This is a genomic window from Sphingomonas sp. CL5.1, assembly GCF_013344685.1.
GTDB lineage: Bacteria > Pseudomonadota > Alphaproteobacteria > Sphingomonadales > Sphingomonadaceae > Sphingomonas.
The window spans coordinates 1668102-1691819 of sequence record NZ_CP050137.1; the positions used below are offsets into that span (position 1 = coordinate 1668102).

Sequence of the window (23718 nt, forward strand, 5' to 3'; positions counted from 1 at the left end):
CGATGCGCCCGCGCATGCCGACCGATCATGACGACGCGCCGGGCGGCCCCGCCGCGACCATCCTGCTGTGCTTCGTCACCGCGATGCTGGAGGGGGCGGACATCATCTCGATGGGGTTGGCCGCGCCCACCGTCGTGCGCATCTTCGGCTTCGCGCCGCAGCAGATGGCGGCGATCCTGACCGCCGCGATCGTCGGCATGATGGGCGGCGCGGTGATCGGCGGGCGCGCGGGCGACCGGCTCGGGCGGCGGCGGGTGCTGCTGTTCGCGCTGGCGGCGGTGGCGATCTTCTCGCTGGCGACGACGCAGGCGGCCAGCTTCGAAGGGTTCATGCTGGCGCGGTTCCTGTGCGGGCTGGGGCTGGGCGGCGCGTTGCCCAACCTCATCGCGATCGTCGCCGAGGCATCGCGGCCGCGCGCGCGGGCCACCTCGGTCAGCTTCATGCTCGCCGGGCAGCCGGTGGGCGGCTCGCTGCTCGGGCTGCTCGTCGCCGCGCAGGGGACCGCGCTCGACTGGCGGCTGGTGTTCTTCATCGGCGGCGCGCTGCCGCTGATGATCCTGCCGGCCCTGTTCCTGCTGCTGCCCGAATCGGTGGCCTTCCTCGACGCCAGCCGCCGCGTGCCGGGCGAGGCGGCGCGCCTCGGCTTCGCCCAGGCATTGTTCAGCGGCGGACGCGGCGCGATCACGCTGCTGCTGTGGCTCAGCTACGGCTTCACCCAGGTGGTGGTGTACCTGATAAACAACTGGCTGCCGACGCTGATGGTGGCCAAGGGCTTCGGCGCGCGCGACGCCGCGCTGATCTCCGCGCTCGAGAATATGGGCGCGGTCGCCGGGTGCATCCTGCTGGCGATCGTCGTCGATCGCGGACGCATCCGCTCGGTCATCATGGTCACCTATGCGATGATGATCGTCTCGCTGCTGGCGCTGGCCGCGTCGACCAGCTTCGCGGCGGTGGTCGTGGCGGGCGTGCTGACCGGCTTCTTCGTCGTCGGCGGGCAGCTCATGCTCTACACCGTCGCGCCGGCTTATTACGCGACGCTTATCCGCGCGACCGGCGTGGGATCGGCGGTGTCGGTCGGGCGGCTGGGGGCGATCGCCGGGCCATTGGCGGCGGGACAGCTGCTCGCCCTGGGGCTGACCCCGGCGGCGGTGCTGGCGGCGGCGGCGCCATGCCTGCTGATCGCCGGGGCGGCGGTCGGGCGGCTGGTCTATGGCTACCGGCCGGCGACCGAATCCGCTACCGTCTGACGCGATGGAGTTCAGCCGCCGCTCCCTGCTGGCGACGGGCACCGGCCTGTTGCCGGCGATCGCCGCGGCCGGAGCGGCCGCGCCCGCCGCCGTGCCCGATCGGGCGCGCTTCCGTTTCGCCGGGACCTATCTCGACGCCGCCTTCACGCATCCGCTGAGCGATATCGCCGCGACGGCGGGCGAAGCCTATCTCGCGGCGCGCGCCCGCGATCCGCAAGCGGTCGGCCCCGCCCACAACGCGCGCCGCGCCGCGGTCGCGGCGTTCGCGCGGCTGGTCAATGTCGATGCCGCCGACATCGCGGTGGTACCGAGCACGATGGACGGCGAGAACCTGGTCAACCTCGCGCTGCGCACCGGGCCGGGCGCCGGGGTGGTGACCGACGCGGGACATTACGACGCGTCGCTGGCGATCTATGGCGAGCTGGCGAAGCGCGGCGCGCCGGTCGCGGTGGCGCGGCCGCGCGAGGGAGGGCGGATCGATCTCGCCGACATCAAGGCGGCGATCGGCCGCGAGACGCGGCTGCTGGCGGTGTCGCTGGTGTCGGGCAGCACCGGCTTCACCTACGACCTGGCGGAGCTGTGCGCGATCGCGCATGCCCACGGCGCATTGGTCTATGCCGACATCATCCAGGCCGCCGGGGCGATGCCGGTCGACTTGCGCGCCAGCGGCGTCGATTTCGCCTGCTGCGGCACGTACAAATGGCTGATGGGCGATTTCGGCGCGGCGTTCCTCTATGTTCGCCCGGACCGGCGCGACCGCTTGCATCGCGTGGAGGTCGGCTGGCGCCAGATTCGCGCCCGGCAAGGCCATGCGCTGCCTTTCGAGCCGCCCGGCCCCGCGATCGGCGATTATGCGCTGGGCGAGGACACCGCCGCGCTGTTCGAGGTCAGCACCCCGGCCTGGGGCGCGCTGGCGATCGCCGCCGCCTCGATCGAGGCGATCCTGGCGACGGGTGTCGAGCGCATCGCGTTGCAACGCGCGCCGCTGATCGCGCGATTGCGCGATGCCCTCGCCGGGTGGGACGCGATCCCGCTGACGCCGCCGCGCGGCGCGGGGCCGATCCTGGCCTATGCGGTGAAGGACGCCGCCCGCCGGTTCGACGCGCCGCTCAAGGCCGCCGGTGTGACGATCTCGACCTATGACGATCGCATCCGCGTCTCGCCCTCGGTTTACAACACCCCGGCGGACATCGACCGGCTGGTTGCGGTGCTGCTCAATGCCTAGCGCCGGGGTGCGGACAGTCGCCGGGGCGATCCGGGGGGTCGACAGGTTTCGGGACAGGCCACTCGCGCCCTGAATGGCGAGTTCCGGGGCGCCAGGCCGCCGTTCGCCTCGCGCGCGCTCGATCAGCCGGTCGATCGCGCGGTTGCGGGTATCCGTGCCGCGCGGCTAGCATGGGGCGATGCTGAACCCGATAGAAGAGCAATCGGCGGTCATCGCGCTTATCGGCCTGCTCGGAATCGGGGCGCAGTGGATCGCGTGGCGCACGGGCTGGCCGGCGATCGCGCTGATGCTGGCGGCCGGCGTGATCGCGGGGCCGGTCATCGGCCTCATCAATCCCCAGCACACGTTCGGCGCGCTGCTGGAGCCGATGGTGTCGATCGCCGTGGCGATCATCCTGTTCGAGGGCGGCCTCAGCCTCAACTTCCGGGAATTGCGCCGGACCGACGGCGCCGTCACCCGGCTGGTGCTGCTTGGCGTTCCGGTCGGCTGGGTGCTCGGCGCGCTGGCCTGCTATTATGTGGCGGGCCTGGTCTGGCCCGTCGCCATCCTGTTCGGCGGCATCCTGGTGGTGACCGGCCCCACCGTCGTCATCCCGCTGCTGCGGCAGAGCAACGTCGCGCCGCGCCCGCGCGCCATCCTCAAATGGGAAGCGATCGTCAACGACCCGTTCGGCGCGCTGTGCGGCCTCATCACCTATGAATATCTCCGCCGCTCGGCGGCGGGCGGGACGTTCGGCAGCGTGATGGCCTCGCTGGTCGCGGCGGCGGTGGTGGCGGGCCTGCTGGGCTGGATCGCCGCGCGGATCGTCGGCTGGGCCTTCCCGCGCGGCTATGTGCCCGAATATCTCAAGGCGCCGGTGCTGCTGGTGACGGTGATCGGCGTGTTCGTGATGTCGAACCTGATCCAGACCGAGACCGGGCTGCTGGCGGTGACGGTGATGGGGGTGGCGCTCGCCAACATGCGGCTGAACTCGCTGCGCGACATCCATCCGTTCAAGGAGAATGTGACCGTCCTGCTCGTGTCGGGCGTCTTCGTCCTGCTCTCGGCTTCGCTGGACTTCGCGTTCCTGCAACAGTTCGAATGGCGGTTCCTGGCGTTCCTGCTCGCGCTGCTGTTCCTCGTGCGGCCGGCGACCGTCCTGCTCAGCCTCGCCTTCAGCCCGGTGCCGTGGCGGGAGCGGCTGCTGATCGGCTGGGTCGCCCCGCGCGGCATCGTCGCGGTCGCGATCTCCGGCCTGTTCGCGCTGCGGCTCAGCCACCTGGGCTATGGCGACGGCTCGATCCTCGTCACGCTGTCGTTCGCGGTGGTGGTGGCGACGATCGTCGCGCACGGCTTCACGATCGGCCCGGTCGCCCGCCTGCTCAAGGTGACCGGCTCCGCGCAACGCGGGCTGCTGATCGTCGGCAGCACGCCGTGGAGCCTGTCGCTGGCCGAGCACCTCCGCCAGCTCGAGGTGCCCGTCACGATCGCGGATACGAGCTGGCACCGGCTGGCGGCGGCGCGCCAGGCGGGAATCCCGACCTATCACGGCGAGATCCTCGCGGAGGCGACCGAGGACCAGCTCGACATGACGCAGTTCGAGGTGCTGGCCGCGACCACCGACAACGAAGCCTATAACGCGCTGGTGTGCAGCGAGTTCGCGCCGGAGATCGGCCGCGACAAGGTCTATCAGCTCGGGGACGCCAGCGAGGACGACGCCCGCGCGCTGCCCGACAGCCTGCGCGGCCGCGCGATGTTCACCTCCGGGCTGGGGGTGGAGGAGCTGCTGGAGCGCGAGCGCGCCGGCTGGTCGTTCCGCAAGACGCGGATCAGCGAGCAGTTCGATTTCGAGACGGCGCGCGCCGATCTGCCGGGCGAGGCGGACCTGCTGCTGCTGGTGCGGAAAGGCGGATCGCTCAACTTCTTCACGCACGCCTCGCGCCCGACGCCGCAGATCGGGGATACGATCCTGTCCTATGGGCCGCCCGACGCGAACCGCAGCGCGCGGCGGTTGAAGAAAAGAATGGAGGAGATGTCGTGAGGACAAGCGCCGCATGGGTGGCCGGCCTGGCCCTGATCTGTCTCGGCGCGGCGGGATGCCGGCAGGAAGGCGAGGGCCCCGCCAATCGCGCCGCGCCCGCCGAAGGCAACGGCACGGCGCCCGCCCCCGAAGCGACCCGGCCGAGCGAAGCCGCGACCCCGGCCGCTCCGTTAGAGGAAGGCGCGAACACGCAGGCGTCGGGCGGCGCGCCGGACAACGCCTCGGGCGAGGGGGCGAAATCCATTCTCCGGCCGGACGTGGCGCCGCCCGAACCGGCCCCGCCGCCACCAGAGCCGGTCACGCGCGTCATCGCGTTCGGGGCATCCGGCACGGCGCTGGACGATACGGGCCGGCGGATGCTGGACGACCTCCTCCATCAACCGGCGACCGCCGCCGGGGGCCGCATCGTCCTGCGGGGCAACACGGATTCGCGCGGCAGCGACAGCGCCAACCTGATCGTCTCCCGCCGCATGGCGGAGGCGGTTCGCGATTATCTCGTGAAGAATGGCGTCGACCGGGAGCGGATCAGCGTGATCGCGCTGGGCGAGCGCAGGCCCGTAGCGCCCAACGCGCATGCCGACGGCAGCGACGACCCGGAAGGACGCGCCCGCAACCGCCGTGTCGAGATCGAGGTGCTGCTGCCCGACACCCCGGCCCGCCCGGCGCCGAAAAGCTGAGACGGCGGCGCACGCACGTCGCGAGGCCGGCCGCTTCCTCACGCTGGCGGTGCGATGCGCGTCACCGCTTCATCCGCAGGCATTTCCCCGCATTCGACATGGCCCGCCGGTCGCCGCCCCGTTCAGGAACGGCGCCGGCGAGCCGGTGCGGTCGGGATCAGGCCGCGGCCCTGGGGTTCCCGATGCGGCCCTGGGCCGGATCGCCGCCGCCGATCTCGATCCTGCGCGGCTTCATCGCCTCCGGGACGACGCGCCTCAGCTCGATCGAGAGCAGCCCGTTCTCGAAGCGGGCCTGACCCACTTCGATGAAGTCGGCGAGCTGGAACCGCCGCTCGAACGCGCGGGTCGCGATGCCGCGATGCAGATAGTCGCGCTGATCGTCATCCCCGGCGCGCTTGCCGGTGACGGTGAGCTGATTCTGCTGCGCGACGACCTCGATCTCGTCCGGCGCGAAGCCGGCGATCGCGAGCGTGATGCGATAGCTGTCCTCGCCCTCGCGCACGATGTCGAAGGGCGGATAGCCGTCATCCTCGCGCAGGCCGGATTCGAGCAGGTTGAACAGCCGGTCGAAGCCGACCGTCGAGCGGCGATAGGGGGTGAAGTCGAAAGCGGTTCTCATTTCCAAATCCTCCATTTTCGAAGCGATCTGGACATGAGAAGCGCCGGTATGAGAGCCGGCGCCCTCTATGTCCCGCCGGGCCCGAACGCGGCGCCCGGCGGGATTCAGATAATTTCCCCAAATCGCTCTTCAAGGGGGTCCGACGCGGAATTGGCGGGTTCCGCCGATCCCGGAGCCGCTTTGAATTCCGCCGTCAATTCCTATCTGGGTCACTGGTATCGCGCATGGGCGCGGAGGACAGGATGGCGAATGGTTGGGCGCGCGACGGCGCCGTTCAGGATCAGATCGACGACACGGTGATGGACGCGGTGCTGCGCGCCCGCGTCATGATGCCGACGGGCGACGGCAGCGATGAATGCGACGATTGCGGCGAGGAGATTCCGGCCGCCCGGCGCGCGGCGCTGCCGGGCACGCGCACCTGCGTCGCCTGCCAGTCGAGGCGCGACGCGAATATCCGCCCGATCGGGATCAACCGGCGCGGCAGCAAGGATAGCCAGTTGCGCTAGGACGGATCGACCGGCTGCAAGGCGCCTCGACGCCATCGCCGCGCCGCGCGACGGCACCTCCGTTCCCGCCCGCCAGCGAGGGCGCGATCCGCATGCGCTGCCGGGAACAACGGGCCGAACAATTCGGCTGGAAAAGGGCCTGACGCTCACCTATAGACCCGCCAGTGGTTCCAGGGCCGGTTGCGTGCCGGACGGCATGCGGGTGTGGCGGAATTGGTAGACGCAGCGGACTCAAAATCCGCCGTTGGCAACAACTTGTCGGTTCGAGTCCGACCACCCGTACCAGAGCGGCCCGGCGCCGCGCTTGAATTTCCGCCGTGCTTTCGTCATCGCCGATCGCGATAGATCGGAGAGGACGGACATGACCAAGCGGTTCGCGGGCAAGCACGTATTCGTCGCGGGTGCCTCCAGCGGCATCAATCTCGGCATCGCGCACGGTTTCGCTGCGGAAGGCGCGAAGCTCACCGTGCTCAGCCGCAGTGAGGAGAAGATCCAGGCGGCGGCGCGGGAGCTGCGCGATGCCGGCGCGGAGGCGCTGGGCATCGCCTGCGACGTGCGCGATTATGCGGGGCTGGAGGCGGCCTATGCGCAGGCGGTGGCGGCGTTCGGCAAGATCGACGTGCTGATCTCCGGCGCGGCGGGCAATTTCCTCGCCCCGGCGGTGAAGCTCAGCGCCAATGCGTTCAAGACGGTGGTGGATATCGACCTGCTCGGCACGTTCAACGTGTTCCGCGCGAGCTGGGACCATCTCGCGAAGCCCGGCGCGTCGCTGATCGCGATCACCGCCGGGCAGGCGGTGCATCCGATGAGCTTCCAGATCCACGCCTGCGCCGCCAAGGCCGGGGTGAACATGGTGACGAAATGCCTCGCGCTGGAATGGGGGCCGGCGGGCGTTCGGGTCAATGCGATCTCGCCGGGACCGATCGGCGACACCGAGGGGATGCGGCGGCTGGCCGATCCGGCGCGCGAGAAGCAGATCAAGGGCCGGCTGGCGCTGCGCGATTACGGCGAGAAGCGCGATATCGCCGAGGCCGCGCTGTATCTCGCCAGCCCGGCGGCGAAATATGTCACCGGCACGATCCTGAATGTCGATGGCGGCTCGGACCTTGGCGACGCCAGCGCCGATGCGCTGGGGGAGTAGGCAAACCGATCAGGAGCGTTGCACGATGCCGAGGTCCGCGGGGCCGAAGGCATCGGGCAGCAGCTCGGACAGGCGATAGGTGACGACCGCATCGCCCTCGGCCGCGCCGCAATGGACGATCAGGTCGCGCCCGCCCATCTGCGCCGCCTCGTTGAGCACCTGCCGGCAGCGGCCGCACGGGCTCACGACATGCGCGCCGGTCGGGACGCCGTGCGTGTCCATCAGCCCGCCGATCACCGCCACCGCGACGATATCGGCCAGCCGCCCCGCCGCGCTGGCGCTCGCCACCGCGACGGTCTCGGCGCAGAGCGACAGGCCGTAGCTGGCGTTCTCGACATTCGCGCCCGTCATCACCGATCCGTCGCTGAGCAGCAGCGCCGCGCCGACCGCGAAGCGCGAGTAAGGCGCATGGGCCTTGAGCGCGGCGGCGCGGGCGGCTGCGATCAGCGCGGCGGTGTCTGTCATGGCGCGGCGACGTCCCAATTGGCGGGGCCGTCGATCCCGTCGACCCGGCGCATGTCGTTGGCGCGCCATAGCCGCCACGGGCGCGCGGCATAGGATGGCGCGATGAAATTGCCGGTCGCCCACAGGTTGCGGGGCAGCGCGGCGCTGACTTCATAGTCGCTTTCCACCGCGCGCGCGACGCGCAGCAGCACGGGCTTGCCCATATGCGCCTCGATCGTGCTGGCGAGCAGCCGGAGGTCGTCGAGCAATGCGGCGCGCTCGGGACGGGTGGCGCAACCCGGATCGTAGCTGATGTCGATCGCCACCGGCAGCGCGTCGGCGTCCGAGGGGACGAAGGTGTTGAAAGCGTTGGCCTGCTCGCGCGCCGGCTGGCAGAAGGAATAGACGTGGACCGCGCCGCGCCGCATCCCGGCCGCGTCCACCCCGCGCCAGTTCGCCTCGAACGCCGGATCGCGCTGGTTCGCCCCGCGTGTCGCGACGACATAGGCGAAGTCGGCGCCGGCGGCGGCGACGTTGTTCCATTCGATCGCCCCGTCGCTCGCGTCGACATCGACGCCCTGCACCGGATAGCGTTCCACCGAAGGGTGCCAGCGCGTCGCATATTGCCACGCCGCCACGCCCGCCAGCGCGAGCGCCGCGACGATCAGTACGAAACGCCCCAGCCCCCACATCCTTCGTCAGCCCTTGATGTGCAGCACGCAGATCAGCGTGAACAGGCGGCGCGCGGTGTCGAAATCGATCTCGATCTTGCCCTCCAGCCGCTCCTTGAGCAGCTCCGCCGCCTCGTTGTGGATCGCGCGGCGCGCCATGTCGACCGTCTCGATCTGCTGCGGGGTCGATTGGCGGATCGCCTGGAAATAGCTGTCGCAGATCGCGAAATAGTCGCGGATCGGGCGGCGGAAGCGGCCCATCGCGAGGATATGCGTCTCCAGCGGCGCGCCGTCCTCGCGCCGGATCGCCATCGCCAGCCGCCCCTCCTCCACCGACAAGGCGAGGCGATAGGGGCCGGCATAGCCGTCGGGATGGACCTTCTGCGGCGCGAAGTGATTGCCCTCGATCAGGTCGAAGATCGCGATCCGCCGCTCCTGCTCGATATCGGCCGAGCGCCACAGGATCGTGCGCTCGTCCAGCTCGACATCGATGATCCGGGGATCGGCCATTGTGGTTGCGATAGAGACGAACGGCGCGCGCGACAATCCGTCCGCCTTATCCACAGATCATTCGGCGCAATCCGGGTTGAGCCGCGCGCGGTGGCGAGCGTAGAAGATGGCGCAATGGCCACTCTCGCGTTCCCGAACCCGGCGGCGACCCCCGCCGAGCCGATCCACCTGCCGCGCAACGTGGAGGCGGAGGCCGCGCTGCTCGGCGCGATGATGATCGACAACCGGCTGGCGGACGATATCGTCGACCGGATCGAGCCGCAGCATTTCTACGAGCCGCTGCACGGCCGCATCTTCGCCGCGATCAAGACGCTGCGGGGGAGCGACATGCTGGCCACCCCCGTCACGCTGCGCCCGATGTTCGAGGCGGACGAGGGGATGAAGGAGCTGGGCGGCCCGGCCTATCTCGCCAGCCTCACCGGATCGGGCGCGGGGCTGATCGGCGCGCGGCAGTTCGCGCAGCAGATCTACGACCTCGCGATGCTCCGCGCGCTGGTGACGGTGGGGCGGACGCTGGTCGATCGCGCGCTCGACACTTCCGAGGAGGTCAATCCGCGCGCGCAGATCGAGGCGGCGGAGGAGGAGCTGTTCAAGGTCGCGGCGGACGGCGGGGCGGAAAGCAGCGTCAAGACCTTCGTCCAGGCGACGACGATGGCCGTGAAGATGGCGGAGCGCGCGCTCAATTCGGGCGGCAACCTCTCCGGCGTCACCACCGGCCTCGATTCGGTCAACGGCAAGATCGGCGGCATGCATCATTCGGACCTGATGATCCTCGCCGGCCGCCCCGGCATGGGCAAGACCTCGCTCGCCACCAACATCGCCTTCAACGCGGCGCGGCGCTGGATGCGCGACATGGAGGATGGCATCCCGCCCTCGCAATCGGTGGGGGCGAAGGTCGCTTTCTTCAGCCTTGAAATGTCGGCCGACCAGCTCGCGACGCGCATCCTCGCCGAGCAATCGGGCATCAGCTCCGAGGCGCTACGCATGGGCAAGATCAGCCGCGCGGAGTTCGAGAAGCTGGCGACGGCGGCGGCGGAGCTGGAGAACCTGCCGCTGTTCATCGACGATACCGGCGGCCTGTCGATCGGCGCATTGCATACCCGCGTCCGCCGGCTCCAGCGGCGCCATAACAACGAGATCGGGCTGGTGGTGGTCGATTACCTCCAGCTCCTCACCGGCAGCGGCAAGTCGAGCGACGGCAATCGCGTGCAGGAAATCTCCGAAATCTCGCGCGGATTGAAGACGCTGGCGAAGGACATGAACGTGCCGGTGCTGGCCCTCTCCCAGCTCAGCCGCGCGGTGGAGCAGCGCGAGGACAAGCGCCCGCAGCTATCGGACCTGCGCGAATCCGGCTCGATCGAGCAGGACGCCGACATGGTGTGGTTCGTGTTCCGCGAGGATTATTACGTCGCGCAGAAGGAGCCGAAGCGCCCGATGGAGGGCGACGACAGCAAGGTGTTCGAGGACCATGCGCAATGGGCGACGAACATGGAGCGGGTGTTCGGCCTCGCCGAATTGATCGTCGCCAAGCAGCGCCACGGCGCGACGGGCAAGGTGGTGCTGAAATTCGATCCGACGATCACGCGCTTCAGCGACTACGCCGGCTATTGAGGAGGGCGGGGGATGCCGCGGATCGACCTTGCGACGGTTCCGGGGCGGACCGGCAGCGGCTATCCCGCGCCGTTCGACCGCGCGGCCGGCGCGCGCGTCTATCGCCGGCTGGAGGGGCCGGGCGGGATCACCGATTTCAACGTCACCCATGTCGAGCTGCCCGAAGGCGCGTGGTCCAGCCAGCGCCATTGGCATGAGGCGGAGGACGAGTTCCTCGTCATGCTGGACGGGGCGGCGACGCTGGTCGACAATGACGGAGAGACCCCGCTCGGGGCGGGCGATTGCGTCGCCTTTCCCAAGGGCGACGGCAACGGGCATCACCTGATCGGCGGGCCGGGCGGCTGCGTGTTCGTCGTGTGGGGCGTGCCGGAGGCGTCGGCGTGCCATTATCCCGATATCGACCTCGCGCTCGACGGGGCGACCGGGCAATACAGGCACAAGGACGGGACGTCCTACTGAACGCCCTCCGGCGCCGCCTTCACCGCCGCCGCAGCCACGCCACCAGCCCGGCCGCCAGCGCATTGAGCGCCGCCGCGCCCGCCGCGATCCACAGCAAGGTCGTCGTCCACCCGCCCGCGCAGGCGTCGCCGGCCCGCGGCGCGCATTCCCCGGCGAAGGCGCTGAGCATCATCAGCCCGGCGAGCAGCCAGATCGTCGCGGTGAGCGCCCATCCAAGGCCGGTGAGATTCTCGCGTGGCATCGGGCCCATCGCCTAGAACACCGGCTCCTCGCCGGGCCTGGTCGGCAGATGGATGCCGCATTCCACCTTGTCCCAGCCGCGCCAGCGGCCGGCGCGCGGGTCCTCGCCCGGTAGCACCTTCGACGTGCAGGGCTTGCAGCCGATCGAGGGATAGCCGTCCGCTTCCAGCGGGTGCCGGGGGAGTTCGTGCATCTCGAAGTAAGCGTCGAGCCGTGCCTTGTCCCAATCCGCCAGCGGGTTGAGCTTCAGCCGCCCCTCGTCGATCTCGAAGCGCGGGATGCCGATGCGCGTCTTCGACTGGAAGCCCTTGCGCCCGGAAATCCACGCGTCGAACGGCAGCAGCGCGCGGCGCAGCGGCTCCACCTTGCGGATCTCGCAGCAGCCGTCCGGGTCATAGGACCAGCGCAGGCCGTTGGCGTCCTTCGCCGCGAGGATGCGCGGATCGGGGCGATAGACGCGCAGATCGGTGAGGCCGAGCTGCTCGGACAGCGCGTCGCGATATTCCAGCGTCTCGCCGAACATCTTCTGCGTGTTGGTGAAGATGACGGGAACGTCGCGATCGACCCGCGCGATCATGTGCAGCAGCACGGCGGATTCGGCGCCGAACGACGATACCGCAGCGATCCGCCCCTTCAACTCGCCGCCGAGCAGCTCCGCCAGCATGTCCTGCGTCGGGACGCCGGCGAAGCGCGCCTCATAGACCGCCGCGTCGGCGGCGGTGAAGGGCGTCACGTCGATCGTGTCGAGCGCGCGCGCCGCCGCCTCAGCCATGGCGCAGCTTCCACACCGGCACGGCGTCGTCGGCGGCGGTCTGGTAGCGATAGTCGTAGCGTTCCAGCGCGGCGCGCAGCACCTCCCGGTCGATCGGCGCGTCGGGTGCGAAGCTGTCGAAGCCGCAGCGGCGCATATGATCCATCTGGTCGACCAGCACGTCGCCGGTGGCGCGCAGCTCGCCCGTGTATCCCGCCTCGCGCAGGATGCGGGCGGAGGAATAGCCGCGCCCATCGCGGAAGCGCGGGAAATCCACCTCGATCAGCCTGATATGGTCGAGATGCGGCAGCAGCAGCCGCGCGTCCTCGCCCGCCTCCAGCAGCACGGCGGAGGAATTGGTCTGGTCGAGGAAGGCGTCGAGCGTCACCGCCGGCTCCTCGGTCGGCTCGTCGTCGCGGAAGCGGAGATAATCGTCACCCATAGATCGCCTCCTTGAACGGCTCGAACCCGACGCGGCGATAGGTGTCGAGGAAGCGTTCCCCGTCCTCCCGCATCTCGAGATATTTGTCCGTCACGCGCTCGACCGCATCGACCACGCCCTCCTCGTCGAAGCCGGGGCCGGTGATCTTGGCCTGCGTCGTGTCCTCCGCGCCCGATCCGCCGAGCAGGAGCTGGTAATTCTCGGTGCCCTTCCGATCGACGCCGAGGATGCCGATGTGGCCAGCGTGGTGGTGGCCGCAGGCGTTGATGCAGCCGGAGATCTTGATCTTCAGCTCGCCGAGATCGCGCTGGCGGTCGATATCGGCGAAGCGCTGCTGGATCTTCTGCGCGACCGGGATCGAGCGCGCATTGGCGAGGCTGCAATAATCGAGGCCGGGGCAGGCGATGACGTCGGTGATGAGATCGAGGTTCGCCTCGGCCAGCCCCGCCGCGACGAGCGCCTGCCAGACGGCATGGAGATCGATCTTGCGGACGTGGGGCAGCACCAGATTCTGCGCATGGCTCGCGCGCAACTCGTCGAAGCTGTAGCGTTCGGCGAGATCGGCCACCACGTCCATCTGCCCGGCGCTGATGTCCCCGCCGATGCCGCCGATCGGCTTGAGGCTGATATTGGCGATCGCATAGCCGGGCGCCTTGTGCGCGACGGTCTGGCGATCGACCCACAAGGCGAAGGCGGGGTCGGAACGGTCGATCGCGTCCGGCAGGCCGGTTTCGAACGGCGGCGGCGTGAAACAGGCCGCGATGCGGTCATATTCCGCCTGCGGGAAATCGGTCGCGAGCGTCAGGAAATGCTCGAACGCCTCCTCCACCTGACGGCGGAACTCCTCCTCGCCGAGCTGGTGGACGAGGATCTTCATGCGCTGCTTGTGGATGTTGTCGCGGCGCGCGTTCAGGTTCCACACGCGCAGGATCGCCTGGAGATAGGAGAAGATCTGCGACGCCGGGCAGAAGTCGCGAATCTTGTAGGCGATGAACGGCGTGCGGCCCATGCCGCCGCCGGCATAGACCTCGAAACCCTCCTCGCCCGCTTCGTTGCGCACGATGCGCAGCGCGCAATCGTGCCAGCGCAGCGCGGCGCGGTCGGCCGGCGCGGCGATGACGCAGATCTTGAACTTGCGCGGCAGGTAGCTGAACTCGGGGTGGAAGCTGGTCGCCTGCCGCAGCAGCTCGGCCCAGGGGCGCGGATCGCAGATCTCGTCGGCGACGGCGCCCGCATATTGGTCGGCGGAGATGTTGCGGATGCTCTCGCCGCTGGTCTGGATCGCGTGCATCTCCACCGTCGCCAGCTCGGCGAGGATGTCGGCGGCCTGCTCCAGCTTGATCCAGTTGTACTGGATGTTCTGGCGCGTGGTGAAATGGCCGTAGCCGCGATCGTATTTGCGCGCGATATGCGCCAGCATCCGCATCTGCCGGCTGTTCAGCGTGCCATAGGGGATGGCGACGCGCAGCATATAGGCGTGGAGCTGGAGATACAGGCCGTTCTTGAGCCGGAGCGGCTTGAACTGGTCGTCGGTCATCTGGCCGGCGAGGCGGCGGCGGGCCTGATCGCGGAATTCCTCGACGCGCGCGTCGACGATCGCCTGATCGTATTTGTCGTAGCGGTACATCAGATCACCCAGCTTCCGGCGTTGGGATCGGCCGGCTTCAACGTCAGGTCGGGGCGCACGGTGGGGCCGAGCGCGCGGATACGGTCCTTGATATGCGCGGGGCGGGGGCCTTCGGGCGTCATCGTCGCGTCGATGATCGTGCCGCCGTTGACCCGGCACGCGCCGTCCTCGGCATGCAGGATCGCCTCGCCACGATCGCCGACGTCCACCGCATCCTCGACATGGCGCGACCAGCCGTCGCCGGTCCACCAGATCACGTCGCCGGTGGGAAGATCGTTTCCGGTAAGCAGTTTCACGCGATATTCTCCGCAACCCTGGCCCAGCGCGCGAGCTTGTCCTCGGCGTCGCTCAGCTCGACCACCTCGCCGACGACGATGATCGCCGGGCTGCCGACATTCTCGCGCGCCATCATCGGGCCGAGATCGGCGAGCAACGTCCTGAGCGCGCGGCTGCCGGCGAGCGTGCCTTTCTCCAGCACCGCGACCGGCATGTCCGGCGCGACGCCGTCGGCCATCAATTTGTCCGCGATCTGCTCGGCGGTGGCGACGCCCATGTAGATCACGAGCGTGCGGCCCTGCCCGGCGAGGCCGGACCAGTCCTGCTCGCTCAGCCCCTTGCACTGGCCGGCGACGAAGCTGACCGCGCTGGCATGATCGCGATGGGTGAGCGGCAGCATCGCCTCCGCGGCGCAGCCGAGCGCGGCCGAGACGCCGGGGATCACCTCGACGGGAAGGCCGGCGGCGCGCACCGCCTCGACCTCCTCGCCGCCGCGGCCGAAGATGAAGGGATCGCCGCCCTTCAGGCGCACCACCACGCTGCCCGCCTTCACATGCGCGACGATCAGCGCGTTGATCGCCTCCTGCGGCAATGTGTGTCGCGCACGGCGCTTGGCGACCGAGATGCGCTGCGCCTCCGGCGGCGCGAGATCGAGCACGCGCGGGTCGATCAGCCCGTCGTGGACCACCACGTCGGCCTGTCGCAGCGCCTCCGCCGCGCGCAGCGTGAGCAGGCCGGGATCGCCGGGGCCGGCGCCGACAAGGATGACGCGGCCGCGCGCGTCCGGATCGAGAAGGGTCGCCATAGTGGAGCGCAGATGGCCTCCGCCGGCGCGGGCGGCAAATGAGGCTTGCTTTGCGGCGGCCTAGACCAGCTTTTCTCTACCCCGGAAGTGTTATATTCCGCTGGCACACTTCAAGGATGAGGATCACGCCCTTGCGTAACTTGCTTGCCGCCGCGCTTCTGGCCGGCGCCGCCTTTGCCGTTCCCGCCGCCGCCATCGCGCAGGCGGTCCCGCCGCCCGCGCCGCAGCCGGGCGACGGGCCGGAGGACGCCGCGCTCAAGCAGCTGTTCCACGACAGCGACGAGGCGAGCCTCCGGCGCAATCCGATCCAGGGCATCTTTCGTGGCGACCTGCGCTATGCCGCGCATCTCGGCAATTACCTGACCGACGCTTATTACGCCGCCGAGCAGAAGGCGTCGGAGGACGATCTCGCCGGGCTGAAGCGGATCGACCGGGCGAAGCTGACCCATGTCGACCAGATCGCCTATGACGTGTTCGAGAACCAGACCGAGATCGCGCTGCGCGGCTTCGCGCCGGACATCCTGACGCCGCAGAAGCTGCGGCCGCTCGATCACTTCTTCGGCTTCCAGACCTTCTATCCCGATTTCGCGTCCGGGCAGGGCGCCGCGCCGTTCAAGACGCTGGCCGATTACGAGAACAACCTGACGCGCAACCGCGAATATGCCGAGATCCTCGATCGCGCGATCGGGCTGTTCCGGCAGGGCGAGAAGGCGAACATCGTCCAGCCCAAGCTGGTCGTGCGCAACATGATCGAGCAGTTCGACAACCTCATCAATCAGGGCGTCGAGGGATCGGTGTTCTACGCGCCGGTGAAGAAATTCCCCGATACCGTCCCGGCCGCCGATCAGGCACGGCTGCGCGCGGCCTATGCGGCGCAGATCCGCGACGTGCTGATCCCGGCGCACAAGAGGATGCGCGATTTCCTCGCCAATGAATATCTCGCCCATGCGCGCGACAGCGTGGGGCTGTCGGCGATGCCGGGCGGGGCGAGGCTCTACAGCTATCTGATCGAGGAGAATACGACGCTGCCGCTGAAGGCGGAGGACGTCCATCAGCTCGGCCTCAGGGAGGTGGCGCGCATCCGCGCCGAGATGGAGGTGCAGAAGGACAAGACGGGCTTCAAGGGCACGCTGGCCGATTTCTTCACCTTCATGCGCACCGACAAGAAGTTCCAGCCGACCTCCGCCGAGCAGCTCCGCGAAGGCTATGAGGCGATCGGCCGGCGCGTCGATGCGCGGGTGCGCGAGCAATTCTCGCTGATCCCCAAGACCCCGCTCGAGATCCGCCCGGTGCCGGCGTACAAGGAAAAGACCGAGGCGGGCGGATCGTACAACCCCGGCACGCCGGACGGATCGCGGCCCGGCATCTTCTACTACAACACCTATGACCTGCCCTCGCGTTACATGTGGGAGATGGAGACGCTGTATCTGCACGAGGCGGTGCCGGGGCATCACTTCCAGATCAGCATCGCGCAGGAGAATGCGGCGTTGCCGGCGTTCATGCGCTTCGGCGGCAACACCGCCTATGCCGAGGGCTGGGGGCTGTATGCCGAGAGCCTGTGGCACGATCTGGGCATGGAGACCGATCCCTGGCAGCGGATGGGCGGCCTCAACGACGAGATGCTGCGCGCGATGCGGCTGGTGGTCGACACCGGCATCCATGCGAAGGGCTGGACCCGCGACCAGTCGATCCAGTACATGCTCGATAATTCCCCGATGGCGCGCACCGACGCCACCGCCGAGGTGGAGCGCTATATCGCCATTCCGGGCCAGGCGCTGGCATATAAGATCGGGCAGCTCACCATCTCGCGGCTGAAGGCGGGCGCGAAGGCGGCGCTCGGCGACCGGTTCGATCCGCGCGCCTTCCATGCACAGGTGCTCGATACCGGCGCGCTGCCGATGCCGGTGTTGGAGCAGAAGATCGACGCCTGGGTGAAGGCGGGGGGCAAGTAATCCTCTCCCTCGCTCCTTCTCCGTCATTCCGGCTTTCGCCGGGGTGACGGTGGGAGGCCTTACCCGTCCCTCAGGCCGATGCCGATCGTCGCGCGCGCGGCGTCGGCTTCGTTGCTCACCACCGGATAGGCGCAATAATCCGCCGCGTAATAGGCGCTGGGGCGGTGGTTGCCGGACCAGCCGATGCCGCCGAACGGCGCCGAGGACGACGCGCCGTTGGTCGGCTTGTTCCAGTTGACGATCCCGGCCCGCGCGCGCGCCCAGAAACGGTCGAACAATTGCGGCGTCTGGCTGATGAGCGAGGCGGACAGGCCGTAGCGCGTTTCGTTGGCCTCCGCGATCGCGGCGTCGAAATCGGCGCAGCGCGAGACTTGCAGGATCGGGCCGAACAACTCCATGTCGGGACGGTCGCGCACGCTGGTCACGTCGATCAGGCCCGGCAGCAGGAACGGCCGTGCCGGGTCCGGGCGCTCGAGGTGGCGGATCGGGCGGCCGCCCTTCATCAGCAGCGCGAGGAAGCTTTCGGTGAGCTGGTCGGCGGCGTCATTGTCGATCACCGGCCCCATGAACGGGGCGGGATTGGCGAACGGCTCGTCGACGATCAGCCGCGCGAGCAGCTTGCAAAGCTCCTCGATCAGCGGCTCGTAAAGCCTTTCCTCCACTATCAGCCGCCGCGCCGCCGTGCAACGCTGCCCGGCGGTGGTGAAGGCGGACTGGGCGATGAGCACGGCGGCCTGCCAGAGATCGGGCGTGTCCCACACCACGACCGGATTGTTGCCGCCCATCTCCAGCGCGAGGATCTTTTCCGGCTTCTCGGCGAAGGCGCGGTTCAACGCGAGGCCGGTGCGCGCCGAGCCGGTGAACAGCAGCCCGTCGATCCCGTCGTGCGCGGCGAGCGCCTTGCCCTCGTCCGGCCCGCCGGTGACGAGGCGGATGCAGTTTTCCGGCACCCCCGCCTCGCGCAGGCAATCGACGAGGAAGGCGCCGGTCGCGGGGGTCTTCTCGGACGGCTTGAACACCACCGCATTGCCCGCGATCAGCGCGGGGACGATATGGCCGTTGGGCAGGTGCGCCGGGAAATTATACGGCCCCAGCACCGCCAGCACGCCATGCGGCTTGTGGCGCAGCGCCATGCGGCTGCCCATCGGCGAATCGAGCCGGCGCTGCGCGGTGCGCTCGGCATAGGCGCTGACCGAGATGTCGACCTTGGCGATGACCGAATCCACCTCGGTCCGCGCTTCCCACAGGGGCTTGCCCGTCTCGCGCGCGACCAGGTCGGCGAAGGCGTCGGCGCGGGCCCGGACGACATTGGCGAAGCGGCGCAGCGTCTCGATCCGCACGGTGAGCGCGCGCGCCGCCCAGCTCGCCCACCCGCCGCGCGCCGCCGCCACCTCGGCATCGACGTCGCTGATCGCGTCGCGCCACAATTCGGCGCCGCTTGCCGGCTCGAAGGAGACGAGTTCGGTGGCCATCGGTCAGTCATTCCCCCCGCGAGATCGCGAGCGCGATTGTAGAGAAGATCACGGCCGTTCGACAAGCGCGTCGCCCATCGCGCGGATGCTTGCCACCTTGGCGTCAAACGCGGACCAGTCGTCGGCTTCCGCGATGCGCGACCAGATCGCCTCCACCTCGTCGATCAGCATCGAGCACGGCTCGCCGCGCCAATAGGCGTGCGCGCGGGCGGCGCGGAGAGGATATTGTTCCAGCGCGACGCGCGCCTCGTCCCATTCCGGTCCATATTGCGCGGGCAAGGCTTGCGCGAACGCGTCGAAGAAGAAGCGGTCGATGCCGACGCCGCTCGCCCGCAACGCGCGCTCGACCGTCTGCACCAGCGCGCGGTCGGTGGCCGGATCGATCGGCCTGCGCCCGAGCCGCCAGAGCAGCGCATCGGTGATCGTCGGCTGGTAGCGGTCGCCGAACGTGTCGAGCAGCGCGATCATCGGCTCCGCCTCCGCGATCGGGCGCAGCGAGACGGCGAGCTGCATCACGTCCCAATGGATCGCCTCGGGCTGGCGGCCGAAGGCATAGAGGCCGTTCTGGTCGAAATAGGCGGCGGTGAAGCCCGGGTCCCAGGTCGGCGAGAACCGCCACGGGCCGTAATCGAAGCTCTCGCCGGTGACGTTGATATTGTCCGAATTGAGCACGCCATGCACGAACCCCGCCGCCATATAGCCTGCGGCGAGTCTGGCGGCGCGGGTGATCACGTGGTCGAGCAGGCGCAGCGGGTCGTCGCCATCCTCGCCATAGAGCGCGCGCAGGACGTAGCCGACCAGCCGGCGAATCGCCTCATCCTCGCGGAGATATGCCAGCCGCTGGAACGTGCCGATGCGGATATGGCCGTGGCTCAGCCGCACCAGCACCGCCGAGCGGGTGGGGGAAGGCTCGTCGTTGCGGTAGAGCTTCTCGCCCGTCTCGATCAGCGAGAAGCTGCGCGAGGTGGGGACGCCCAGCGCCTCCAGCATCTCGCTCGCCAATATCTCGCGCACGCCGCCCTTGAGCGTCAGGCGGCCGTCGCCGAAGCGGCTCCACGGCGTCTGCCCCGATCCCTTGGTGCCGAGGTCCATGAGCCGGCCGCCCTTGTCGCGGAGCTGCGCGAAGGTGAAGCCGCGCCCGTCGCCGATCTCGGGATTGTACACGCGGAACTGATGGCCGTGGTAGCGCAGCGCGAGCGGCTGCGGCAGCGAGCCGGGGAGCGGGGCGAAGCGCCCGAAATGCGTGGTCCATTCCGCGTCGGTCAGCCCGTCCAGCCCCACCTCGCGCGCGGCGCGATCGTTGCGGAAGCGCAGCCGCGTCTCGGGGAAATCGGCGGCCGCGACGCGATCGTAGAAGGCGTCGCCGAGCGAAAGGATCGCCTGTTCGGGCCGATATGCTTGCGGGTCGATGGGCATCCGGCGATATGGGGCGCATCGCAGCAAAGGTTCAAGCATGGCCGGCCCGCAGGATCTGATTTGGTGGTCGAAGGACGGCCTCCGCCTTCACGCCCGCGATTATCCGGGGGACGAGCGCGCGCTGCCGGTGCTGTGCATGCCGGGGCTGACGCGCAACGCGCGCGATTATGAAGCGCTCGCCGCGCGGCTGTCCGGCGCGCGGCGGGTGATCGCGATCGACTTCCGCGGGCGCGGCGAGAGCGCTTATGCCAAGGACCCGATGAGCTACGTCCCGCTCACCTATGCGCAGGACGTGACGGCGCTGCTGGACGAGGCGGGGATCGACCGTTTCGTGTCGATCGGCACGTCGCTCGGCGGGATCGTGACGATGCTGCTCGCGGCGATGCTGCCGGGGCGGATCGCCGGGGCATTGTTCAACGATGTCGGGCCGGAGATCGAGCCGGACGGGCTGGCGCGCATCCGCGGCTATGTCGGCCGGTCGAGCGTCTTTCCCACCTGGATGCACGCCGCCCGCGCGCTCGCGGAAAGCAATGCGGACGTCTATCCGGCGTGGAAGATCGAGGACTGGCTGGCGATGGCGAAGCGGCTCTATCGCCTCAACAGCGCGGGACGGATCGTGCTCGATTACGACCTCAAGATCGCCGAGCCGTTCCGCGTGCCGGGGGCGGAGAGCGCGCCCGACATGTGGCGCGTGCTCGCCGCGCTCGGCAATGCGCCGGCGCTGGTGGTGCGCGGCGGCAATTCCGACATCCTTTCCGAAGCGACCGCCGCGCGGATGATCGAGACACTGCCCGATGCCGAGTTGCTGACCGTGCCGGGCGTCGGCCACGCGCCCACGCTCGACGAGCCGGGGGTGGATGAGGCGATCGCGCGGCTGCTGGCGCGCGCCGAGCGGGAGCCGGCCGGGGTGTGAGGCGGCGGACGCCTCTCCCGCTGGCGCGACGGATCGGCTAGGGCGCGGCATGGCCCAGCCCGTCCGCATCCTCCATCTCCATTCGACCTTCGACCTCGGCGGCAAGGAGGCGCGCGCCGTCCGGCTGATGAATGCGTTCGGTGACCGCGCGCGGCATGTCATCGTCTCGTCGATGGAGGGGCATTACGGCGCGCGCGAGCGGATCGCCAGGGGCATCCGCTACGAGATCGCACAGGACCCGCCGCCGCTCACCGGCAAGCCCTCGGTGAAGCGCTACGAGGCGATCGCGCGCTACATGCGCGGCTTCGATCTGGTGCTGAGCTACAATTGGGGCGCGATCGACGGCGCGATGGCGCGGCGCGTGTTCGGCGCCTTTGGAAAAGGGGGGGGCGTGCCGCCGCTCGTCCACCACGAGGATGGCTTCAACGAGGACGAGGCCGGTGGGCTGAAGCGCGAGCGCAACCTCTATCGCCGGCTCGCGCTGGGCGCGGCGCACGCGCTGGCGGTGCCGTCCGAGACGCTGGAGCGGATCGCGCTGGAGACGTGGAAGCAGCCGCGCGGCAAGGTCCACCGCATCGTCAACGGCATCGCTACCGCGCTCTACGCCCCCGATCCCGAGCCGAAGGCGATCCCCGGCTTCGTCCGCAAGCCGAAGGAGGTGGTGATCGGCACCGTCGCCGGGCTGCGCGCGGTGAAGGACCTGCCGCTGCTGGTGCGCGCGGCCGGCGGGCTGGCGGGCAAGTACCGGCTCGTCATCGTCGGCGAGGGGCCGGAGCGCGCGGAGATCGAGCGCGCCGCGATGGCGATGGGGATAGACGACAGGCTGGTGCTGCCCGGCTTCCTCGACCGGCCCTATCGCTACATGCGGCATTTCGATTTGCTCGCGCTGTCCTCGCGCTCGGAGCAGTTCCCGATTTCGGTGGTGGAGGCGATGGCGGCGGGGCTGCCGGTCGTCGCGCCGCCGCTGGGCGACGTGCCGCGCATGGTGTCGCCGGAGAACCTGCCGTTCATCGCGGAATATGCCACCGAGGTGAAATTGCGCGACGCGATGCAGCCGCTGCTCGACGACGCGGCGCTGCGCGCGCGGGTCGGCGCGGCCAACCAGGCGAAGGCGCGGGCGGACTATGACGAAGGGGTGATGATCGCGCGCTACGCCGCCCTATATGAAGAGGCGATGGGGCGTCCGGGAGCCTTGCGCGCATAGGGCGCGCGTTACGCTAATTTGCTCGATTCCCGGCGTCCTTGCGCTATAGCGGGCGAAATTACGTCCGAAAGGTGACCAACTGCCGTGTTCAAGGGTTTGAAGCCGATCGTCTACAACGGCCGCGAGGTGTGGCCTCTCGTCGAGGGCGGGAAAGGCGTGGCCGCGACCAATCATGCCTCCGCCGGGGCGTGGGCGGCGGCGGGCGGCATCGGCACGGTCTCGGCGGTGAATGCCGACAGCTACGATCCCGAGGGCAAGATCGTGCCCCAGATCTACAAGGCGCTGACCCGGCGCGAGCGGCACGAGGAACTGATCGCCTATGCCGTCGAGGGGGCGGTGCAGCAGGTGAAGCGCGCGTTCGACATCGCCGGCGGCAAGGGCGCGATCAACATCAACGTGCTGTGGGAGATGGGTGGCGCGCAGCGCGTGCTGAACGGCGTGCTGGAGCGGACGCGCGGCATGGTCGCCGGCGTCACCTGCGGCGCGGGGATGCCGTACAAGCTCAGCGAGATCGCGGCGTCGTACAACGTCCACTACCTGCCGATCGTTTCCTCCGCGCGCGCCTTCCGCGCCCTGTGGAAGCGCGCCTATTCCAAGGTGGCGCACCTGCTCGGCGCGGTGGTCTATGAGGACCCGTGGCTGGCCGGCGGGCACAACGGCCTGTCGAACGCCGAAGACCCGCTGAAGCCGGAGGACCCCTATCCCCGCGTCAAGGCGCTGCGCGAGACGATGCGCGAGGGCGGCATCCCCGATTCCACTCCGATCGTGATGGCCGGCGGCGTGTGGTATCTGCGCGACTGGAACGACTGGATCGACAATCCCGAACTGGGACAGATCGCCTTCCAATACGGCACCCGCCCGCTGCTGACCAGGGAAAGCCCGATCCCGGACGGGTGGAAGGAACGGCTGATGACGATCGAGGAGGGCGACGTGCTCCTCCATCGCTTCTCGCCGACCGGCTTCTATTCGTCCGCCGTGCGCAATCCCTTCCTGCGCAATCTGGAGGCGCGGTCGGAGCGGCAGATCGCCTTCTCCACGCAGGAGGCGGGGGATCACGTCTTCCAACTCGACGTGGGCGTGAAGGGCAAGAACTTCTGGGTGACGCGCAACGACCTGCTGCGCGCGCGCGAATGGTTCGGCGCGGGCTTCACCGACGCGCTCAAGACGCCGGACAATACCCTGGTGTTCGTCACCCCGGCGGAGAAGGTGGAGATCCGCAAGGATCAAGCGGATTGCATGGGTTGCCTCAGCCAGTGCCTGTTCTCTAGCTGGGCCGATACCGAGACCAATTCCACCGGCCGGCTCGCCGATCCGCGCAGCTTCTGCATCCAGAAGACGTTGCAGGAGATCGCGCACGGCAGCGATACCGAGCAGAACCTGATGTTCGCCGGCCACGCCGCGTTCAACTTCAAGCGCGATCCCTTCTATTCCAACGGCTTCGTGCCGACGGTGAAGCAACTCGTCGATCGCATCCTGACCGGGGACTGATC

24 protein-coding genes and 1 tRNA gene are annotated in these 23718 nt (G+C 69.2%); 13 read left to right on the forward strand and 12 right to left on the reverse strand.

All coding sequences use genetic code 11. The annotated features are described in order from the left end of the window. The first annotated feature begins 14 nt into the window (after positions 1-14). From F9288_RS08100 to F9288_RS22120, 4 genes are all read left to right on the forward strand, one after another. Positions 15-1247: an MFS transporter gene (locus F9288_RS08100; protein ID WP_174836152.1), complete on the forward strand. Its 1233-nt coding sequence runs from the start codon at positions 15-17 to the stop codon at positions 1245-1247. Between the two features lie 4 nt (positions 1248-1251). Then, a complete protein-coding gene (locus F9288_RS08105; protein ID WP_174836153.1) occupies positions 1252-2472 on the forward strand; it encodes an aminotransferase class V-fold PLP-dependent enzyme in 1221 nt (406 codons plus the stop codon). 178 nt (positions 2473-2650) lie between these two features. Then, positions 2651-4492 carry a sodium:proton antiporter gene (locus tag F9288_RS08110; protein ID WP_174836154.1) on the forward strand — a complete coding sequence of 614 codons (1842 nt, stop codon included), beginning with the start codon at positions 2651-2653 and terminating at the stop codon, positions 4490-4492. Beyond that, positions 4489-5169 carry an OmpA family protein gene (locus F9288_RS22120; protein ID WP_254621129.1) on the forward strand — a complete coding sequence of 227 codons (681 nt, stop codon included), beginning with the start codon at positions 4489-4491 and terminating at the stop codon, positions 5167-5169. Before F9288_RS08110 ends, F9288_RS22120 begins: the two co-directional genes overlap by 4 nt. A 157-nt stretch (positions 5170-5326) precedes the next feature. Here F9288_RS22120 and F9288_RS08120 read toward each other — a convergent pair whose 3' ends face one another. Next, on the reverse strand, positions 5327-5788 hold the full coding sequence (locus F9288_RS08120) for an Hsp20 family protein (RefSeq protein ID WP_174836155.1): 462 nt from the start codon (positions 5786-5788) through the stop codon (positions 5327-5329). Between the two features lie 242 nt (positions 5789-6030). On the opposite strand from F9288_RS08120, the gene F9288_RS08125 reads away from it, so the two are divergent. From F9288_RS08125 to F9288_RS08135, 3 genes are all read left to right on the forward strand, one after another. Next, complete coding sequence (locus F9288_RS08125) at positions 6031-6294, forward strand: DksA/TraR family C4-type zinc finger protein (protein ID WP_174836156.1); 264 nt, start codon at positions 6031-6033, stop codon at positions 6292-6294. Positions 6295-6492: 198 nt separating this feature from the next. After that, positions 6493-6579: transfer RNA gene (locus tag F9288_RS08130), tRNA-Leu, on the forward strand. Positions 6580-6655: 76 nt separating this feature from the next. After that, complete coding sequence (locus F9288_RS08135) at positions 6656-7435, forward strand: SDR family oxidoreductase (protein WP_174836157.1); 780 nt, start codon at positions 6656-6658, stop codon at positions 7433-7435. Between the two features lie 9 nt (positions 7436-7444). Here the strand turns inward: F9288_RS08135 and F9288_RS08140 are convergent, their stop codons facing one another. From F9288_RS08140 to F9288_RS08150, 3 genes are read right to left on the reverse strand one after another with little or no spacing between them, the layout of a single operon-like run. Beyond that, positions 7445-7900: a cytidine deaminase gene (locus F9288_RS08140; protein WP_174836158.1), complete on the reverse strand. Its 456-nt coding sequence runs from the start codon at positions 7898-7900 to the stop codon at positions 7445-7447. Beyond that, positions 7897-8571: a GH25 family lysozyme gene (locus tag F9288_RS08145; RefSeq protein ID WP_174836159.1), complete on the reverse strand. Its 675-nt coding sequence runs from the start codon at positions 8569-8571 to the stop codon at positions 7897-7899. The genes F9288_RS08140 and F9288_RS08145 overlap by 4 nt, the downstream gene beginning before the upstream one ends. Before the next feature lie 6 nt (positions 8572-8577). Then, positions 8578-9060 (reverse strand): UPF0262 family protein, encoded by a 483-nt coding sequence (locus F9288_RS08150; RefSeq protein WP_174836160.1) that lies wholly within the window; start codon positions 9058-9060, stop codon positions 8578-8580. 114 nt (positions 9061-9174) lie between these two features. Between F9288_RS08150 and F9288_RS08155 the strand changes: the two genes are divergently transcribed. Both F9288_RS08155 and F9288_RS08160 read left to right on the forward strand, forming a co-directional pair. Beyond that, a complete protein-coding gene (locus F9288_RS08155) occupies positions 9175-10671 on the forward strand; it encodes a replicative DNA helicase (protein ID WP_174836161.1) in 1497 nt (498 codons plus the stop codon). A gap of 12 nt (positions 10672-10683) precedes the next feature. Continuing rightward, positions 10684-11130, forward strand: a complete 447-nt coding sequence (locus tag F9288_RS08160; RefSeq protein ID WP_174836162.1) for a cupin domain-containing protein — start codon at positions 10684-10686, stop codon at positions 11128-11130. Between the two features lie 19 nt (positions 11131-11149). Here the strand turns inward: F9288_RS08160 and F9288_RS08165 are convergent, their stop codons facing one another. Genes F9288_RS08165 through cobA form a run of 6 tightly spaced genes read right to left on the reverse strand, consistent with a single transcriptional unit; the run spans position 11150 to position 15271 of the window. Beyond that, entirely contained in the window at positions 11150-11371 is a 222-nt protein-coding gene (locus F9288_RS08165) for a hypothetical protein (RefSeq protein ID WP_174836163.1), read from the reverse strand. Positions 11372-11383: 12 nt separating this feature from the next. Beyond that, positions 11384-12142: a phosphoadenylyl-sulfate reductase gene (locus tag F9288_RS08170; RefSeq protein ID WP_174836164.1), complete on the reverse strand. Its 759-nt coding sequence runs from the start codon at positions 12140-12142 to the stop codon at positions 11384-11386. Beyond that, positions 12135-12563, reverse strand: a complete 429-nt coding sequence (locus F9288_RS08175) for a DUF934 domain-containing protein (protein WP_174836165.1) — start codon at positions 12561-12563, stop codon at positions 12135-12137. The genes F9288_RS08170 and F9288_RS08175 overlap by 8 nt, the downstream gene beginning before the upstream one ends. Then, complete coding sequence (locus F9288_RS08180) at positions 12556-14190, reverse strand: nitrite/sulfite reductase (protein WP_174836166.1); 1635 nt, start codon at positions 14188-14190, stop codon at positions 12556-12558. Before F9288_RS08180 ends, F9288_RS08175 begins: the two co-directional genes overlap by 8 nt. Beyond that, complete coding sequence (locus F9288_RS08185) at positions 14190-14486, reverse strand: DUF2849 domain-containing protein (protein ID WP_174836167.1); 297 nt, start codon at positions 14484-14486, stop codon at positions 14190-14192. Before F9288_RS08185 ends, F9288_RS08180 begins: the two co-directional genes overlap by 1 nt. Continuing rightward, positions 14483-15271 carry a uroporphyrinogen-III C-methyltransferase gene (cobA, locus tag F9288_RS08190; protein WP_174836168.1) on the reverse strand — a complete coding sequence of 263 codons (789 nt, stop codon included), beginning with the start codon at positions 15269-15271 and terminating at the stop codon, positions 14483-14485. The genes F9288_RS08185 and cobA overlap by 4 nt, the downstream gene beginning before the upstream one ends. Positions 15272-15387: 116 nt before the next feature. Between cobA and F9288_RS08195 the strand changes: the two genes are divergently transcribed. Next, positions 15388-17223 (forward strand): DUF885 family protein, encoded by a 1836-nt coding sequence (locus F9288_RS08195; protein ID WP_174836169.1) that lies wholly within the window; start codon positions 15388-15390, stop codon positions 17221-17223. Between the two features lie 59 nt (positions 17224-17282). Here F9288_RS08195 and astD read toward each other — a convergent pair whose 3' ends face one another. Next, positions 17283-18695 (reverse strand): succinylglutamate-semialdehyde dehydrogenase, encoded by a 1413-nt coding sequence (astD, locus tag F9288_RS08200; RefSeq protein WP_174836170.1) that lies wholly within the window; start codon positions 18693-18695, stop codon positions 17283-17285. 48 nt (positions 18696-18743) lie between these two features. Then, positions 18744-20111, reverse strand: a complete 1368-nt coding sequence (locus F9288_RS08205; RefSeq protein ID WP_174836171.1) for a protein adenylyltransferase SelO — start codon at positions 20109-20111, stop codon at positions 18744-18746. A 37-nt stretch (positions 20112-20148) separates the two neighbouring features. Between F9288_RS08205 and F9288_RS08210 the strand changes: the two genes are divergently transcribed. From F9288_RS08210 to F9288_RS08220, 3 genes are all read left to right on the forward strand, one after another. Next, entirely contained in the window at positions 20149-21024 is an 876-nt protein-coding gene (locus F9288_RS08210) for an alpha/beta fold hydrolase (RefSeq protein WP_174836172.1), read from the forward strand. Between the two features lie 49 nt (positions 21025-21073). Further along, entirely contained in the window at positions 21074-22228 is a 1155-nt protein-coding gene (locus tag F9288_RS08215) for a glycosyltransferase family 4 protein (protein ID WP_174836173.1), read from the forward strand. Between the two features lie 84 nt (positions 22229-22312). Beyond that, positions 22313-23716, forward strand: a complete 1404-nt coding sequence (locus F9288_RS08220; RefSeq protein ID WP_174836174.1) for a nitronate monooxygenase family protein — start codon at positions 22313-22315, stop codon at positions 23714-23716. The last annotated feature ends 2 nt before the right edge of the window (positions 23717-23718 follow it).

Excerpts from the sequence above, each read along its gene's own strand:
- F9288_RS08100 (WP_174836152.1), top strand. The coding sequence starts at position 15 with ATGCCGACCGATCATGACGACGCGCCGGGCGGCCCCGCCGCGACCATC.
- F9288_RS08105 (WP_174836153.1), top strand. The coding sequence starts at position 1,252 with ATGGAGTTCAGCCGCCGCTCCCTGCTGGCGACGGGCACCGGCCTGTTG.
- F9288_RS08110 (WP_174836154.1), top strand. The coding sequence starts at position 2,651 with ATGCTGAACCCGATAGAAGAGCAATCGGCGGTCATCGCGCTTATCGGC.
- F9288_RS08120 (WP_174836155.1), bottom strand. The coding sequence starts at position 5,788 with ATGAGAACCGCTTTCGACTTCACCCCCTATCGCCGCTCGACGGTCGGC.
- F9288_RS08125 (WP_174836156.1), top strand. The coding sequence starts at position 6,031 with ATGGCGAATGGTTGGGCGCGCGACGGCGCCGTTCAGGATCAGATCGAC.
- F9288_RS08135 (WP_174836157.1), top strand. The coding sequence starts at position 6,656 with ATGACCAAGCGGTTCGCGGGCAAGCACGTATTCGTCGCGGGTGCCTCC.
- F9288_RS08140 (WP_174836158.1), bottom strand. The coding sequence starts at position 7,900 with ATGACAGACACCGCCGCGCTGATCGCAGCCGCCCGCGCCGCCGCGCTC.
- F9288_RS08145 (WP_174836159.1), bottom strand. The coding sequence starts at position 8,571 with ATGTGGGGGCTGGGGCGTTTCGTACTGATCGTCGCGGCGCTCGCGCTG.
- F9288_RS08150 (WP_174836160.1), bottom strand. The coding sequence starts at position 9,060 with ATGGCCGATCCCCGGATCATCGATGTCGAGCTGGACGAGCGCACGATC.
- F9288_RS08155 (WP_174836161.1), top strand. The coding sequence starts at position 9,175 with ATGGCCACTCTCGCGTTCCCGAACCCGGCGGCGACCCCCGCCGAGCCG.
- F9288_RS08160 (WP_174836162.1), top strand. The coding sequence starts at position 10,684 with ATGCCGCGGATCGACCTTGCGACGGTTCCGGGGCGGACCGGCAGCGGC.
- F9288_RS08165 (WP_174836163.1), bottom strand. The coding sequence starts at position 11,371 with ATGCCACGCGAGAATCTCACCGGCCTTGGATGGGCGCTCACCGCGACG.
- F9288_RS08170 (WP_174836164.1), bottom strand. The coding sequence starts at position 12,142 with ATGGCTGAGGCGGCGGCGCGCGCGCTCGACACGATCGACGTGACGCCC.
- F9288_RS08175 (WP_174836165.1), bottom strand. The coding sequence starts at position 12,563 with ATGGGTGACGATTATCTCCGCTTCCGCGACGACGAGCCGACCGAGGAG.
- F9288_RS08180 (WP_174836166.1), bottom strand. The coding sequence starts at position 14,190 with ATGTACCGCTACGACAAATACGATCAGGCGATCGTCGACGCGCGCGTC.
- cobA (WP_174836168.1), bottom strand. The coding sequence starts at position 15,271 with ATGGCGACCCTTCTCGATCCGGACGCGCGCGGCCGCGTCATCCTTGTC.
- F9288_RS08195 (WP_174836169.1), top strand. The coding sequence starts at position 15,388 with ATGAGGATCACGCCCTTGCGTAACTTGCTTGCCGCCGCGCTTCTGGCC.
- astD (WP_174836170.1), bottom strand. The coding sequence starts at position 18,695 with ATGGCCACCGAACTCGTCTCCTTCGAGCCGGCAAGCGGCGCCGAATTG.
- F9288_RS08205 (WP_174836171.1), bottom strand. The coding sequence starts at position 20,111 with ATGCCCATCGACCCGCAAGCATATCGGCCCGAACAGGCGATCCTTTCG.
- F9288_RS08210 (WP_174836172.1), top strand. The coding sequence starts at position 20,149 with ATGGCCGGCCCGCAGGATCTGATTTGGTGGTCGAAGGACGGCCTCCGC.
- F9288_RS08215 (WP_174836173.1), top strand. The coding sequence starts at position 21,074 with ATGGCCCAGCCCGTCCGCATCCTCCATCTCCATTCGACCTTCGACCTC.